This window comes from Halorientalis sp. LT38 (assembly GCF_037031225.1).
In the GTDB taxonomy this organism is placed as follows: Archaea; Halobacteriota; Halobacteria; order Halobacteriales; family Haloarculaceae; genus Halorientalis; species Halorientalis halophila.
The window spans coordinates 2428851-2442654 of record NZ_JAYEZN010000001.1 but is presented as its reverse complement, the minus strand read 5'-3'; the positions used below and the strand labels follow the sequence as shown (position 1 = coordinate 2442654).

13 protein-coding genes, 1 tRNA gene and 1 other RNA gene are annotated in these 13804 nt (G+C 67.6%); 6 read left to right on the top strand and 9 right to left on the bottom strand.

Translation table 11 applies throughout. The features are described from left to right. Positions 1-492 precede the first annotated feature (492 nt). From U5918_RS12575 to U5918_RS12555, 5 genes are all read right to left on the bottom strand, one after another. A complete protein-coding gene (locus U5918_RS12575) occupies positions 493-999 on the bottom strand; it encodes a hypothetical protein (protein WP_336001700.1) in 507 nt (168 codons plus the stop codon). Positions 1000-1253: 254 nt separating this feature from the next. Then, positions 1254-1326: transfer RNA gene (locus tag U5918_RS12570), tRNA-Arg, on the bottom strand. Between the two features lie 51 nt (positions 1327-1377). Further along, positions 1378-1959, bottom strand: coding sequence for a 2Fe-2S iron-sulfur cluster-binding protein (locus U5918_RS12565; protein WP_336001699.1), 582 nt, complete (start codon positions 1957-1959; stop codon positions 1378-1380). A 276-nt stretch (positions 1960-2235) separates the two neighbouring features. Continuing rightward, positions 2236-3147 (bottom strand): decarboxylating 6-phosphogluconate dehydrogenase, encoded by a 912-nt coding sequence (locus U5918_RS12560; RefSeq protein WP_336001698.1) that lies wholly within the window; start codon positions 3145-3147, stop codon positions 2236-2238. Positions 3148-3211: 64 nt separating this feature from the next. Continuing rightward, positions 3212-3724 (bottom strand): GNAT family N-acetyltransferase, encoded by a 513-nt coding sequence (locus tag U5918_RS12555; RefSeq protein ID WP_336001697.1) that lies wholly within the window; start codon positions 3722-3724, stop codon positions 3212-3214. 216 nt (positions 3725-3940) lie between these two features. Between U5918_RS12555 and U5918_RS12550 the strand changes: the two genes are divergently transcribed. Both U5918_RS12550 and U5918_RS12545 read left to right on the top strand, forming a co-directional pair. After that, complete coding sequence (locus U5918_RS12550) at positions 3941-6580, top strand: valine--tRNA ligase (RefSeq protein ID WP_336001696.1); 2640 nt, start codon at positions 3941-3943, stop codon at positions 6578-6580. Positions 6581-6818: 238 nt separating this feature from the next. Next, positions 6819-7436, top strand: a complete 618-nt coding sequence (locus U5918_RS12545; RefSeq protein ID WP_336001695.1) for a beta-class carbonic anhydrase — start codon at positions 6819-6821, stop codon at positions 7434-7436. On the opposite strand, the gene U5918_RS12540 is transcribed toward U5918_RS12545, so the two are convergent. Then, positions 7437-7676: a DUF7576 family protein gene (locus U5918_RS12540; RefSeq protein WP_336001694.1), complete on the bottom strand. Its 240-nt coding sequence runs from the start codon at positions 7674-7676 to the stop codon at positions 7437-7439. Positions 7677-7778: 102 nt separating this feature from the next. Between U5918_RS12540 and U5918_RS12535 the strand changes: the two genes are divergently transcribed. From U5918_RS12535 to U5918_RS12525, 3 genes are all read left to right on the top strand, one after another. After that, entirely contained in the window at positions 7779-8387 is a 609-nt protein-coding gene (locus U5918_RS12535) for a class I SAM-dependent methyltransferase (RefSeq protein ID WP_336001693.1), read from the top strand. A gap of 43 nt (positions 8388-8430) precedes the next feature. Further along, positions 8431-9525, top strand: coding sequence for an aminopeptidase (locus U5918_RS12530; RefSeq protein ID WP_336001692.1), 1095 nt, complete (start codon positions 8431-8433; stop codon positions 9523-9525). Positions 9526-9822: 297 nt separating this feature from the next. Then, positions 9823-10389 carry a sensor histidine kinase gene (locus tag U5918_RS12525; protein ID WP_336001691.1) on the top strand — a complete coding sequence of 189 codons (567 nt, stop codon included), beginning with the start codon at positions 9823-9825 and terminating at the stop codon, positions 10387-10389. A 24-nt stretch (positions 10390-10413) separates the two neighbouring features. On the opposite strand, the gene U5918_RS12520 is transcribed toward U5918_RS12525, so the two are convergent. Further along, on the bottom strand, positions 10414-11406 hold the full coding sequence (locus tag U5918_RS12520; protein ID WP_336001690.1) for a M10 family metallopeptidase domain-containing protein: 993 nt from the start codon (positions 11404-11406) through the stop codon (positions 10414-10416). 70 nt (positions 11407-11476) lie between these two features. Further along, an RNA gene (gene rnpB, locus U5918_RS12515) (RNase P RNA component) lies at positions 11477-11887 on the bottom strand. 111 nt (positions 11888-11998) lie between these two features. Here rnpB and U5918_RS12510 point away from each other — a divergent pair. Then, on the top strand, positions 11999-12604 hold the full coding sequence (locus tag U5918_RS12510) for a TIGR00296 family protein (RefSeq protein ID WP_336001689.1): 606 nt from the start codon (positions 11999-12001) through the stop codon (positions 12602-12604). 43 nt (positions 12605-12647) lie between these two features. Here U5918_RS12510 and U5918_RS12505 read toward each other — a convergent pair whose 3' ends face one another. Beyond that, positions 12648-13796 (bottom strand): nicotinate phosphoribosyltransferase, encoded by a 1149-nt coding sequence (locus U5918_RS12505; RefSeq protein WP_336001688.1) that lies wholly within the window; start codon positions 13794-13796, stop codon positions 12648-12650. Positions 13797-13804: the final 8 nt, after the last annotated feature.

The window sequence follows — 13804 nt, the reverse complement described above, 5'->3', positions numbered from 1 at the left end:
TGCTCCCACCTCGGGCGCCTTCCATGAGCATTGGTAACACGATAAGTCCGGTCGATCGTTTCGCCGGTAACAGCACCCAAGTCGGGTTTTCCGTGCCCTACCGCCGGCAGACGAGCCCTGGTGGGCAGCGATCACATCAAGGATTTTCAAATTCGCGACCGGTGTCACACCACCCGGGTCGCCGCCTCGCGGACTCCCCGCCGGGTGCTGCACGCTCGTCCTGTACGTTCACGGACGACGGCACGTCTGCCCATGGGTAATCCTACGATGGCGTCCGGCGCACAGGGCGCGCCGGTTCGTGAAAAGCGGGCGGCGAGGGATTCGTCCTGGCAGTGCGTGATCGGCTACAGGTATAGAACGATAGCAGCCCCGATCAGGAACAGAACGATCATCAGTAACACCAGCCAGTCAGGCAGTCCCTGAAGCGGGTCCTGCTCGGCCATCAGTGTACTCCCCCGTGGTAACAGATGGTTTCATCAGTAGCGTCCATATTCAGATACCCGGAATACCGCCGAAACCGCCGCCACTACCCAGGTCGTGGTCATCGCCGAAATTCTCTCGACGCTTGATAATGAACGAGAACTGCGTCTGGTCAATTCCCATTCCGCGCCCTCCCGAGAATTTGTTCTCTAGTTCACGCCACCCATCCATGTCGTCGATACCACAGGCGAGAGCGATCACATAGGGGTAATTGTCGGCGTAGTCCTCCAACTGTCCCCGGAGTTTCTTCTTCTGGCTGTTCGAGAAATGCCGTTTCATCTCGATTCCGACTAGGTCATCAATGACGACATCACCGCGGGAGTTCCCACGTTCACGGCTGACTACGTGATTATCGCCATTCCCGCCCATAATCCCTCCCGTTTGCCTGTTCAGTTCCTCGTCCAGAAATTCGGACAACTCCTTCTGAAATTTGCTTTCGTGACCGTAATTCTGTGATGGCCGCCACGCATCAACCAGCTCCACTACTTGCTGATACGTTTGATTCCCTTCACCAAACATGACTCAGCGTTTGTATCAGACGATGATAAAGATGCGCACAGTATTATAAAATCGTGATCGGTAACCTCAAACTGGCATCTAAAATTGAGGGACGGGGGCCGGTACCTGCGGTGAAGAATTTCAAACAGGCATCCGGCGCGCTCTGCGCGCCGGTTCACCGAGTGCGAACGAAGTGAGCACTCGGCTTTTTTCGCCCACGTTTTTCGAGGAGTGGTGACGAGCGAAGCGAGTCACCCGACGAAGAAAAAGGTGGACGGGCGGCGAGGGATTCGAACCCCCGACCATCTGGTCCGGAACCAGGCGTTCTGTCCACTGAACTAGCCGCCCACGATAATCGATAGCGGAGGTGTCGGTTTAACCGTTGTGAACCGAAAAGCGTCAGGGCTGCTCGCCGGTCTCCAGCGTGAAGTCCGCAGTCGGGTACGCCGTACAGGTCAGACAGTAGCCGTTCTCCATCTCCTCCTCGTTGAGCGTGTCGTTGTTGCTGTGCCGGATGTACTCCTCGGCCGGGCCCTCCTCTATGTGGCCGGCACAGGAGAGACACGAGCCCTCGCGACAGGCGTAGGGCAGGTCCCAGCCCTGGTCCTCGCCAATATCGAGGATGTTCTCGTTGTTCGCGATCTCGATGGTCTCGCCTTCCTTGGCGAACTCGATCTCGTACGTCTCGATCTCGTCGTCCGGGATCGCGTCGGGGTCGAAGCCGTCGTCTTCCGCTTCTTCGCCCTCGGCGAGTTCGCCCTCCGAACCGCCGGCGACCGCGCCCGCGGCGACGCCGCCACCGCCGATCGAGCGGTTCATCGGCTCCGGGAACTCCGTCTCCGGGACCGTCGCCGCCCGCTTCTCGAGGACCTCCTGGGAGATGTCGTCGTTGGTCTCCCAGCCGGTCCCCTTCGAGTAGTGGAGAGCGACGGCCACGAGCGTCAGAACCGCACCGAGCGCGATTCCCACAGTGCTAACCATGCCCGGCGGTACGGAATACGGGTTTATCTAACTGACGAACTCCCGCCCCAAAGCTGACCCACAGCTACTCCTCGCGCCGCGCGACCTCGTGCCGTCGGGACCACCTTTTGCCACGTTCGCTCGCGCGGCTCACGGCTTCGCCGTTCGCCATCGAGATACTCACTTCGTTCGTATCTCGCACCGCTCACTCGCAAAAGCTGGACCAAAATCCTGCGCTCCTCCCGATGGTCGGAGCTTGGCCCGTGAGCGCGACGAGCGCGCTCACGGTACAATGACCTACTCCTCCCGCCGCGCGACCTCGTGCCGGCCGAACCCGTACCGCAGTCGATTGGCGAGCCGTCGGGAGAACCGCCCCGGCGCTTCGTCGGTCGCGCGCGATCCGAACCGCTCGGAGAGGGCCTGATAGATCAGCGGCACCGGCACCTCCTGTTCGAGCGCCTCCTGTACGGTCCAGGTGCCCGTCGAGCCGCCGGCGACGTGGTCCGCGACCGTCCCGAGGTCGCTGCCCTCCTCGCGGAAGGCCTCCTCGCAGAGTTCCAGCAGCCACGAGCGGATCACTGCGCCGTTGTTCCAGGTGCGCGCGACGGCTTCGAGGTCCAGGTCGTATCGGCCGTCCGCCAGCAGTTCGAACCCCTCGCCGTAAGCCTGCATCAGCGCGTACTCGACGCCGTTGTGGACCATCTTCACGTAATGGCCCGAGCCGGCGGGCCCCATGCGGTCGTGGCCCTCGGGTCCGGTCGCCACGGCGTCGAAGACGGGCACCAGTTCCTCGTAGGCCCACTCGGGGCCGCCGATCATCAGGGAGAAACCCAGTTCCGCGCCCGCGGGGCCGCCCGACGTCCCACAGTCGAGGAAGGCCGCCTCGGTGGACTCGGCCCGGCGGACCGAATCGTGGAAGTTCGAGTTCCCGCCGTCGACGATGACGTCGTCGCCGTCGACGTGGGGCGCGAGTTCCTCCAGTGCGGCATCGATCGGGTCGCCGGCCGGGACCATCAGCCAGATCCGTTTCTCCTCGCCGAGTCGCTGTGCGAGGTCGGGGATCGAGTCGGCGGGGGTCGCGCCCGCCTCGGCCGCGTCCGCGACGGCTTCCTCGTCGATGTCGAAGGCCGTCACGTCGTGGCCGGCCGCAAGCGTGCGGTCGACCACGATGCGGCCCATCCGCCCGAGTCCGATGACGCCGAGTTCCATACCTGGGAGTCCGAGGGGAGGGAAGTATGGGTTGTGGTTCGGCCGGCCGAGCCGTTCGCCCGGCTCAGGGCGAGACGGCGTCGACCGGGCCGCCGTAGACGTTGGCCCGGTGGGTCTCGCCGGCGATCTCGACCATCTCCTCGCCGGTCTTCGCGAAGTGGCTGGCGTAGAACGCGTTGCCCACCTCGTTTTCCGCGAGGACCTCGTCGCTGACCCGCTCGACGCCCAGCTCGTCGAGGTGGTCGACTGCCCGGGCCAGCAGCGCGGACCCGACGCCCTCGCCCCAGTAGTCGGGATCGACGTAGACGCTGACCTCGCCGTCGCCGCCACCGACGGGTTCGCCGTTAGCGTATCCGACCACCTCGTCGTCGGCCTCGGCGACGAACAGTCCGGTGTCCGGATCCGCCGCCAGAGTCTCGAGGGCGGTCGCGGAGTACCCGCCCTCGAGCATCGCCTCGGTGACTGCCTCGGCGAGGATCCCCTCGTAGGCACCTTCCCACGATGCCCGGGCGACGCGCTGGATCGCCGGTGCGTCCGCGGCCGCTGCCTCCCTCGTGGTAACGGTGTCTCCCGCCATACCGCGACGGTACGTGCTCCGCAACGATCAGACTGTGGGAACGGCTCGCACAGGGGAGAGGTCTGTCGGCCGAGGGGTGGCGCAAAGCGAAAAGTTATACAGGCGACGGGGCGAAGCCACGCCCATGGGCCTGATGTCGTCGGTAGTACGTTAGCGAGGCCGACAGTCGCACGTATTCTGTACCCGTACGGCCGACCCATCAGCGCAATCTAAATCATGAGTGAGCTACCGGACAACTACGAACCCGACCAGGTCGAGCCGAAGTGGCGCGAGCAGTGGCAGGAGATGGACGTGTACGAGTACGCCGGCGACGCAGATACGGACTACGTCGTCGACACCCCGCCGCCGTACCCGACGGGCAACCTCCACATCGGCAACGCGCTGGGCTGGTGTTACATGGACTTCGCCGCCCGCTATCACCGGCTCGTGGGCGACGACGTGCTCTTCCCGCAGGGCTGGGACTGCCACGGCCTCCCGACGGAAGTGAAGGTCGAGGAGAACGAGGGGATCCACCGGACGGAGGTCCCCCGCGACGAGTTCCGGCAGATGTGCATCGAGCACACCGAGGACCAGATCGACGCGATGAAGGAGACGATGGGGACGCTCGGGTTCTCCCAGGACTGGAACCACGAGTACCGGACCATGGACCCCGAGTACTGGGGCACGACCCAGCGCTCCTTCGTCGAGATGGCCGACGACGACCTCGTCTACCGCGACGAGCACCCCGTCAACTGGTGTCCCCGCTGTGAGACCGCCATCGCAGACGCCGAGGTCGAGACCGAGGAGGGCGTCGACGGGACCCTCTACTACGTCACCTTCGAGGGCGCCGACGAGGACACCGAGGACATCGAGATCGCGACGACCCGCCCCGAGTTGCTGGCGGCCTGCGTCTCGATGGCGGTCCACCCCGACGACGAGCGCTACGCGGACCGCCTCGGCGACCGCTTCGAGGTCCCACTCTTTGGTCACGAGGTCGAACTCATCGCCGACGAGGAGTCCGATCCCGACTTCGGGACCGGCGCGGTGATGATCTGTACCTTCGGGGACAAACAGGACGTCACCTGGTGGGCCGAACACGACCTCGACCTGCGGATGGTCTTCACCGAGGACGGCCACCTGAACGACGAGGCCGACGAGTATTCCGGACTCGGCATCGACGAGGCCAAGGAAGCCATCGCCGACGACCTCGACGACGAGGGCTACCTCACCGACACCGAACCGACCGAGCAGGCGGTCGGGCAGTGCTGGCGGTGTGACACGCCCATCGAGATCCTCTCGAAGGAGCAGTGGTTCGTCGAGGTCGACCAGGACGCCATCCTCGAGACCGCCCGGGAAGTCGACTGGATCCCCGAGCACATGTACGACCGCCTGGAGGACTGGACCGAGGGGATGGAGTGGGACTGGGTCATCTCCCGCCAGCGCGTGTTCGCCACGCCGATCCCCGCCTGGTTCTGCGAGGGCGAGGACTGCGACCACATCCACGTCGCCACGGCAGACGAACTGCCGGCGAATCCGACCGAGGAGGGGCCCGACATCTCGGAGTGCCCGGAGTGTGGGGGCACCGAGTGGACCGGCGAGACCGACGTGATGGACACCTGGATGGACTCCTCGATCACGCCGCTCTACGTCAGAGGGTGGCCCGAGGAGGAGTTCGAGCCGACTTCGCTCCGCGAGCAGGGCCACGACATCATCCGCACGTGGGCGTTCTACACGCTCCTCAGGACCGACGCCATCGCCGACGAGAAGCCGTGGGACGAGGCGCTCATCAACGGCATGGTGTTCGGCGAGGACGGCAACAAGATGTCCAAATCCCGGGGCAACTTCGTCCAGCCCGAGGAGGCCGTCGAGGAGTACTCCGCCGACGCCTTCCGCCAGGCGATGGCCCTCGGCGGCCAGCCCGGCTCCGACATCCAGTTCCAGTGGAAGGAGGTCAAGTCCGCCTCCAAGTTCGGCACGAAGATCTGGAACATCACGAAGTTCGCCGAAGGCCACCTGAGCGAGGACGACCTCGACCGACCGGACCCGGCCTACCGCGACGCCGACAAGTGGATCCTCTCGCGGACCTCCGAGGTCGCCGAATCGGTGGCCGAGCACATGGACGCGTACCGGTTCGACGCCGCGTTGCGCGAGCTCCGCGAGTTCGTCTGGCACGACCTCGCCGACGACTACCTCGAACTCATCAAGGGCCGGCTCTACGAGGGCCGCCCCGGTGAGGCCAACGCCGCGAAGCAGGCGCTCGCGACGGCGCTCTCGGCCTCGCTCCGGATGGTCTCGCCCTTCGCCCCTTTCCTGACCGAGGAGGCCTACCAGGGACTCCCCCACACCGAGGGGAGCGTCCACGCCGCCGACTGGCCCGACGTCGACATGCGCGACGAGGACGCCGAGATCGCCGGCGAACTCATCGCCGACGTGGCCGCCACAGTGAGAAGCTGGAAGTCCGACGCCGGCATGGCGCTGAACGCCGAACTCGGGAAGATCGAGGTCTACCCCGAGGAGACGCCCGAGCGCGCCGTCGACACCTACGACCTGAGCGAGGCGGTCAACGCCCCCGTCCACGTCCGCGAGGGTGTGCCCGCGGTCGAACTCGTCCCGGTCGAGGTCGACCCCGACCACGCGACCATCGGGCCGGAGTTCCGCGATCAGGCCGGCCAGGTCGTCGCAGCGCTGGAGGACGCCGACCCCGAGGACGTGAAGCAACAGAAACAGCTCGACGGTGAGATCGAGGTGGATCTGGGCGGAGAGGTCGCCGTGGTTCCGGGCGACGCCGTCGAGATCCGCGAGGAGCACCGGGCGGAATCCGGTGAGGAGGTCGAGGTCATCGAGAGCGACCTGGCGACGATCCTCGTCTACCCCTAAATTTTTACTTCGGGGGGGTGGCGGCACCGCCGCCACCCCCCTCGCAAAAATTTAGTACAAAAACTTCCTTCACGCTCGGCTCTACGAGCCTCGCGTGAAGTGAACCGCGCGCCTCCGGTGCGCGGATGCTGGTGCTAACCGCCAGCGGGTGGATGGTTCACCCCCCGGTGTCACAGCTACCGGCCGCTTTTCCCGGCACGCTATCGGTTATCACGGGGAACGTGGAACGGACCCGCGCATGGCCACCCCAGACCACGAGTACAAACACGACTACGACCGCGTCCACGAGGCCGTCGACGAGCGGGTCCAGCGACGCGAGGACTGGGCCAGGCGGCGCCGCGAGGGGATCCCGACCGACGAGAACCTGCTGGTGATCGCCTGCATGGACGAGCGCATCCCCGTCGAGGACGCCCTGGGACTCAGCCTGGGCGACGCCCAGATCTACCGCAACGCGGGCGGGAAGGTGACCGACGACGTGATCCGATCGGCGGCGCTGACGACCAACTTCTTCGACACCGATGAGATCATCGTGATCAACCACACCGACTGTGGGATGATGAGCGCGAGCGACGAGGCCGTCGTCTCCGGCCTCCAGACCCAGGCGGGCGACCTCGGCGGCGTCGACCTCGATCCGTCCCTGCCCGAGTTGACCATCGGCGGCGCCGGGATCGAGGAGTGGGTGAAGATGACCGACGATATCGACGAGGCCTGCGCGGCGCAGGTGGAGCACCTCCGGAGCCATCCCCTGATTCCCGACGACGTGACGATCACGGGCTACGTCTACGAGGTCGAAAGCGGCGAGTTGCGCCGCCCCGGCGAGCGCGTCGCGGCGGGGGTCAACACCCGGGTGGAGTAGTCAGCCTGCGACGAACAGGCGGAGCCAGCCGCGGAAACAGTCGTCGCCACAGTAGACGTGGCGCTGTCTCGCGTCGCCGGCCCGGTCGAGGACCGTCGCCACGAGATGCCACTCGTCGTCGAAGACGTGCCCGCCACAGCTGGGACAGTCGCGCACGGTCTCGCTCTCGGTATCCCGGCCGACGGAGACGGCCTCGACGTAGTAGCGGCCGCCGAGGTGGTAGGGGGTTGGCAACTGCATCAGCCCGGGTTGGATCTGCAGCGGTATGAACCCGACGCGGCGATCGGCGACTCCCGGGTCGCCCGACCGAAGGTCGATACCTGTCCGGCCCGTACGGTAGCCATGGACCGCAGGCAGGTCAGGGAGTCCTGGGAGGCACTCTCGAAGAGGTACGCGCAGACGCGACCGACCGACGGCAACGACGTGGCGCTGCTGGTGGAACTCGTCGAACTGCTCCCCGACGACGCGCGGGTGCTGGACGTGGGCTGTGGCGACGGCCGGCGGACGCTGGCGAATCTCGACGGCACCGAGCGCGTCGGCCTGGATTTCGCACGGTCGGGCCTCGATCTGGCCGCGCGTGCGGTGCCAGACGCCCGGCTCGTCCAGGGCGATATGACCCGGCTCCCGCTCCGGGAGGAGACCGTCGACGCGGTCACCGCCTACCACGCCGTCTTCCACGTCCCACAGACTGACCACCCAGAGGTATACCGGGAGTTCGCGCGAGTCCTCCGCCCCGGTGGGTTCGTCCTCACGACCGTCGGTGGTGCGCGCTACGAGACGGTTCGCCGCGGCTGGCTCGGCGGCGACGAGCGGATGTTCTTCAGCACGCCCGGCCGGGACCGCACCCGCGAGCAACTGCAGGCGGCCGGGTTCGAGATCCGCTGGGAGCGCCAGGTCGACGACCCACTCGGCAGTTCCGCGCTCTTTTTCCTCGCAGAACTGCCGGCGTGACGGGACCACCGCCGTTTTGCCCGTGCCGCGCGACCTCCGGGGTATGGACCCACGCGTCGACGACCACGCCGAGACGCTGGTGGACTGGAGCGCACGCATCGAGGCCGGCGACGACGTCGTCCTCCGCGTGGCGGAGGGGGCACACGACCTGGCCGTCGCCGTCGCCGAGAAACTGGGCGCACGCGGCGCGAACCTCGTCTCCGTCTACGGTTCCGACGAGATCTCGCGGGCGTACCTCCAGGGCCACGACGGCGAGTTCGACGAGGACCCCGAGCACGAACTGGCCCTCTACGAGCGCGCGGATAGCGTCCTCTCGCTGGGCGGCGGGCGCAACACGACAGCGCTCGCGGACGTGCCCAGTGACCGTCGACAATCAGCCGCCCGTGCCCACGAGGGAATCCGGGAAGCCCGCCTCGCGACCGACTGGGTGTCCACCGTCCACCCCACCCGGTCGCTCGCCCAGCAGGCCGGAATGGCCTACGAGGAGTACCAGGACTTCGTCTACGACGCCGTCCTCCGGGACTGGGAGGCGCTGGCCGAGGAGATGGCGCAGTTGAAAGACCTGCTCGATTCCGGTACGGAGGTCCGGATCGTCGGCGACGGCACCGACCTGTCGATGTCCATCGCAAACCGCATCGCCGTCAACAGCGCCGCTTCGGTGGCCTACGACTCGCACAATCTCCCCAGCGGCGAGGTGTTCACCGCCCCTGTAGCCGATTCCGTCGAGGGCTCCGTGACCTTCGACGTGCCGATGACCGTCTCGGACCGGCGGGTCCGGGACGTCGAGTTGACCTTCGAGGACGGCGAGGTCGTCGACTTCACAGCCGCGCAGGGCGAGGCCGCCATCGCGGAGACCCTGGAGACCGACGCGGGGGCCCGGCAGCTGGGCGAACTCGGGATCGGGATGAACCGCGGGATCGACCAGCCAACCGATCGGATCCTCTTCGACGAGAAGATGGGCGGGACGGTCCACCTGGCGCTCGGGCGGGCCTACGCGTCGAACTTCCCGGAGGGGTACGAGGACGAGCGCAACGAGTCGGCGGTGCACGTGGACCTGATTCGGTGGATGGACGAGGGGTCGCGGCTGGAGGTGGACGGCGAGGTGGTGCAGGAGGATGGGTTGTTTGCGTGGGAGTAGGGGGCTCGAACGGAGTGAGAGCCCCGGAAAAGCGAACGGCGACCGTCGGGAGCCGTGAGCAGGGAGGACGAGCGCAGCGAGTCCTCCGAACAACGAGCGGGGAACGGAGTGACCCGTGAGCAGCGGGATGCGACCGAAGGGAGCATCCCGGGACTAACGAGCGGTGAGCGGAGCGAACCGCGAGCAGGCGAAACGCCAGAACCCCTTGCTCGTCCGAGAGCTTCTTGCGACCCCCAGGTATCGAATCGAAAAATGCGGGTATGGTACTTTTCACCACGAATCGCCTACTTTCGGGAGATGGTCGCGGAGGCGGTCCTGAAGGGGGCGCTGTTCGTCAGCGGGCTGGGAGCCGTGCTCGGCGTCTACGGGCTCTGGCTGTGGGGCCGGTCCCAGCGGACGAAGGTGTCGCTGGCGGCGACCGCGAGAGCGGCGTGGGACGACTGCGCCCCCGAATCCGCTCGACTGCTCGTCGAGATCGACGACGACCTGGCGGTGTCGGCGGACCCGGAGAAACTCGAGGGCCTGTTCGAGGCGATGTTCGAAAACTCGATCGAGTACGCCGGGCGGGACGTCACGGTTCGACTCTCCCGGACGGCGGACGGCTTCGCCGTGGACGACGACGGGCCGGGCGTCCCCGCGGGCGAACGCGAGCGGATCTTCGACCCCGGTTACAGCACCCGGGCCGACCGCGCGGGGATGGGGCTGGTCCTGGTCCGGACGCTCTGTCAGGCCTACGGCTGGGACGTCGCGGTGACCGACGGCGAGGAGGGTGCCCGCTTCGTCGTCTCGAACGTGCGCTTTTACTCTTCCTGGGAGGGCGGGACCGACGCCGCCGGCGAGCCTGCAGGCGGGGCGAGCGCCTGACGAGTGCTGAAGAATCGGGGCGGGTTAGCGCCACCACTCGCTCCGGCGCTCTTCGTAGGAGGCGTCGCGGAACGGCGGCGCGAGGTCGGACGTCTCGTCGGCCCCGAGCGCGTCGCCCAGCCAGCGGCCGACGTGCCAGCCGACCGCGTCGGGGTCGATGTCGGAGAGGTAGACGTCCGCGCGGGTGTACCGTTCGCTCACGCCGTCGCGGTCCGGGTCGACCCCCGTCAGTTGCCGGCAGGAGGCGCTGGACTCCTCGACCCCGTCGCAGGGGAGCGGATCCGGGAAGGAGACCAGGACGTCGGCCGACTCGCGGTCGTCGACCAGCCGGAGGGTGACGTTTTCGGGCACCATTCCGTCGGCGCCGCGCTCGTAGTAGTCGAGGGCGTGGCCCACCTGGTCGCGCACCTGCTCGCGGTCGGCGGCCGAGACGTTGCGGTCGTCGAGGAAGACGGTCAGCTCCGGATCGGCCCAGGGGACCGGCCGCTCGGTCGCGTCGGGCCGGGGTTCGGTGGCCAGCTGGCTCTCCGCGGCCATGGCCGACGCCGGCGGGTCGTCGTGGCCCTGGCCGAGGATGTGGCCGAACTCGTGGGTGAGGACCTGCCGTATCGACTCGCGGTCGAAGCCGCGCTTGACCCGCACGTCGACGGGTTTCTCCTGCCGGCGGAGGTCGTCGGCCAGCGGCGCACACCCGGCGACGTGTTCCTCCGTCCCGCAGTCCTCGACGTCGGCGACGACGCTGACGACCACGTCCGGATCGCTGGCGTTCGGTTCGACGCGGAAGTGCACGGGGTGACCGAGGTGTTCCTCGGCGGTTCGCTCCCAGAACGCGACCGCCTCGCGCGTGTCGGCGACGAACGCGCCGTGATCGTCCTGCGCGTCGGTGTCGACGGCGACGACGAACTCCGTCTCGTCCCACGGCTCGACGTCCGAACCGAGCACGTCGCTCGGTAGCGTACAGCCGGCGAGGACGACGGCGGCGAACACGGTCAGCAGGGCGACCACGCGACGCTCCATCTACCGGATCCTCACGGTGAAGCGTCTTGTCAATTGCGGCCGGGGAGCGCCGTGGCTCGGGATATCGATCGGCTGAGGGGAGTAAGCCCCCTTCTGTTCGGTCCGGCATTCGGCTACGCACCCGCACCAGGTCCCGTCTCCGGGCTACCTTGACGGCGCGGGCTTGCACCGGTGAGGGTTCGCCGTTCCATCCGTTCTCCGCGATGGCGTGGCGACGGAGTCGCCACGTTAGGGCGAGCGGCTACGCCGCTCGCCTATGGAGGTCAGAGACCTCCCAACGCTCGGCGGGTTAACTCCCCGTCCCTTGCGGTCCGGGTTCGCACGCCTCATCGCTGCCGCGGAGGGGTCTCGTTTCTGTTCCAGAGCCAGCGGTCTCCCGCTCCGGGCTTGCGCCCGGTCACCTGCCCGGACGGTGGGGGGACTTTCCTCATGCCCCTCGCGCGTGTGCGGGCCGGGGCACGGGAGCCGGACTCCCTCTGCCACCGAGAAGTAGACGACCCCCGGGATTAAGGCGTTCGGTCGGGCCGGCCCCCGGTTCGGGCGGAACGATGATGTAGGAATCTTCAAGGAGTTGGTGTCCATAAGAATACCAATGTCAAAGGCAGCGGTCGATCTCTCCCAGACGGACGGCGTGCGCGCGGTGGAACTGGTCCGAAACGCCGTCGAGTCCTTCGTCGAGAACGGCCAGCGCGAACAACTCGGGAGCATGCGGGAGGCCTTCTACAACCGGACCGGCGCGTTCGTCCGGCTCGAGAACACCCACGGCCGAGGCCGCCTGCGCGGTTGCGCCGGCAGCTACGAGTGGGACGACCACCTCGGCGAGGCGCTCGTCGACGCGGCCATCGACGCCGCGAGCGAGAGCTCCTGCGGGTCGGCCGTCGACGCCGCCGAACTCTCCTCGCTCTGTGTCTCCGTCTGCATCGTCGGCAACGTCGTCCTCACCGACGACCCGCTCGCGGACCTCCAACTCGGCCGCCACGGCGTCGCCGTCGAACGCGGCTCCGAGAGCGGCTGGCTCTACCCGACGGTCCCCATGGAGAACGGTTGGAGCGAGGCCGAGTACCTCGACCGCGCCTGCCGCACGAGCGGCCTCGGGGCGACCGCCTGGGAGGACGAGGACACCCTCGTCTCGCTGTTCGAGGGCCGCGTCTTCCGCGAGCGCGAGCCGGAAGGCTCGATCCAGGAACTGCAGTTCTGAGCGCGACGGGCGCCCGTTCCGGTATTTAGAGCGTATTCCCCGACTACTCTTCGCCGAATCCAACGAGCGCCGCGTCCTCGCGGGCGCGTGTCGCCGCCGCGTCTATGTCGAACGACCGCACGATCTCGCCGTCCTCGATGAGCGGTTCCATGAGGGCCTCGCCATCGGCCGGCCCCTCGCGGTCGGCGAGGCCGACGTGGTGGCCGCCGTCCGCGGTCCGGTAGACCTCCTTGGTACCGGAGAGTTTGCCGCGCTTGGCGGCCGGTTCGCCCTCGACCTCGACGATGTCGAGCGCGAAGTCCACCGGATCGGCGTTGCTGACGTAGCTGCCGACGCCGAAGCCGTCGGCCACGTCCCGCAGGTCCCGGATGGCCGCCGGCCCGAGCCCGCCGCTGGCGAAGATGTCGACGTCCGCGTGGCCCCGGGCGTCCAGCTCCCAGCGGACCTCCCTGAGGATGTGGCGGAAGTCGCCCCGCCGCGAACCGGTGGTGTCGATCCGCACGCCGTCGAGGTCCGGAATCGTCTCGGCCGCGCGGATGCTCTCCTGGACCTCGTCCTCGTAGGTGTCACAGAGCGCGATCCGGGGGACGTCGGGCGCGACCGCCTCGTCGAAGGCCCGCCAGGCTTCGGCCTGCTCGCCTCTGCCGAAGGCGATCATCATTGCGTGTGGCATCGTCCCGCCCGCTTCTCGGCCGATCACCTCGCCGCCGGCGACGTTCGAGATGCCGTCCATCCCGCCGATCAGGGCGCTGCGCTCGACCATCGCGGCGATCGAGGGGTGGACGTGTCGGGTGCCGAAGCTGAGTACCTGCGAGTCGGGGGCCGCCAGCTTGGCCTCCAGCGCCTTCGTCGCGACCGCCGAGGCGTGCGAGAGGAATCCGAGGAGGGCCGTCTCGTAGACGGCGAAGTCGAGATAGCGCCCCTCGATCCGGCAGACGGGACCCCCGTCGAACAGCTGGCCTTCCGGGAGGGCGGCGACGTCGACGTCCAGCCCTTCGAGGAGGTGGGCGGCGTCTTTCAGCCCCGCGAGGACCTCGAACTCGCCGGTCGGGAACTGGTCGGCCGTCACCTCGGCGACGACGTGGGGGTTGCGGCCGGCGTGGGAGAGCGACTCGACGGTCCGGTCGAAGTAAGCGTCCGTCGCGCGCCCCTCGGCGATGGCCTCGGGCGAAACGACGTCGAACGCGGTCATACCCATCG

Excerpts from the sequence above, each read along its gene's own strand:
- U5918_RS12575 (WP_336001700.1), bottom strand. The coding sequence starts at position 999 with ATGTTTGGTGAAGGGAATCAAACGTATCAGCAAGTAGTGGAGCTGGTT.
- U5918_RS12565 (WP_336001699.1), bottom strand. The coding sequence starts at position 1,959 with ATGGTTAGCACTGTGGGAATCGCGCTCGGTGCGGTTCTGACGCTCGTG.
- U5918_RS12560 (WP_336001698.1), bottom strand. The coding sequence starts at position 3,147 with ATGGAACTCGGCGTCATCGGACTCGGGCGGATGGGCCGCATCGTGGTC.
- U5918_RS12555 (WP_336001697.1), bottom strand. The coding sequence starts at position 3,724 with ATGGCGGGAGACACCGTTACCACGAGGGAGGCAGCGGCCGCGGACGCA.
- U5918_RS12550 (WP_336001696.1), top strand. The coding sequence starts at position 3,941 with ATGAGTGAGCTACCGGACAACTACGAACCCGACCAGGTCGAGCCGAAG.
- U5918_RS12545 (WP_336001695.1), top strand. The coding sequence starts at position 6,819 with ATGGCCACCCCAGACCACGAGTACAAACACGACTACGACCGCGTCCAC.
- U5918_RS12540 (WP_336001694.1), bottom strand. The coding sequence starts at position 7,676 with ATGCAGTTGCCAACCCCCTACCACCTCGGCGGCCGCTACTACGTCGAG.
- U5918_RS12535 (WP_336001693.1), top strand. The coding sequence starts at position 7,779 with ATGGACCGCAGGCAGGTCAGGGAGTCCTGGGAGGCACTCTCGAAGAGG.
- U5918_RS12530 (WP_336001692.1), top strand. The coding sequence starts at position 8,431 with ATGGACCCACGCGTCGACGACCACGCCGAGACGCTGGTGGACTGGAGC.
- U5918_RS12525 (WP_336001691.1), top strand. The coding sequence starts at position 9,823 with ATGGTCGCGGAGGCGGTCCTGAAGGGGGCGCTGTTCGTCAGCGGGCTG.
- U5918_RS12520 (WP_336001690.1), bottom strand. The coding sequence starts at position 11,406 with ATGGAGCGTCGCGTGGTCGCCCTGCTGACCGTGTTCGCCGCCGTCGTC.
- U5918_RS12510 (WP_336001689.1), top strand. The coding sequence starts at position 11,999 with ATGTCAAAGGCAGCGGTCGATCTCTCCCAGACGGACGGCGTGCGCGCG.
- U5918_RS12505 (WP_336001688.1), bottom strand. The coding sequence starts at position 13,796 with ATGACCGCGTTCGACGTCGTTTCGCCCGAGGCCATCGCCGAGGGGCGC.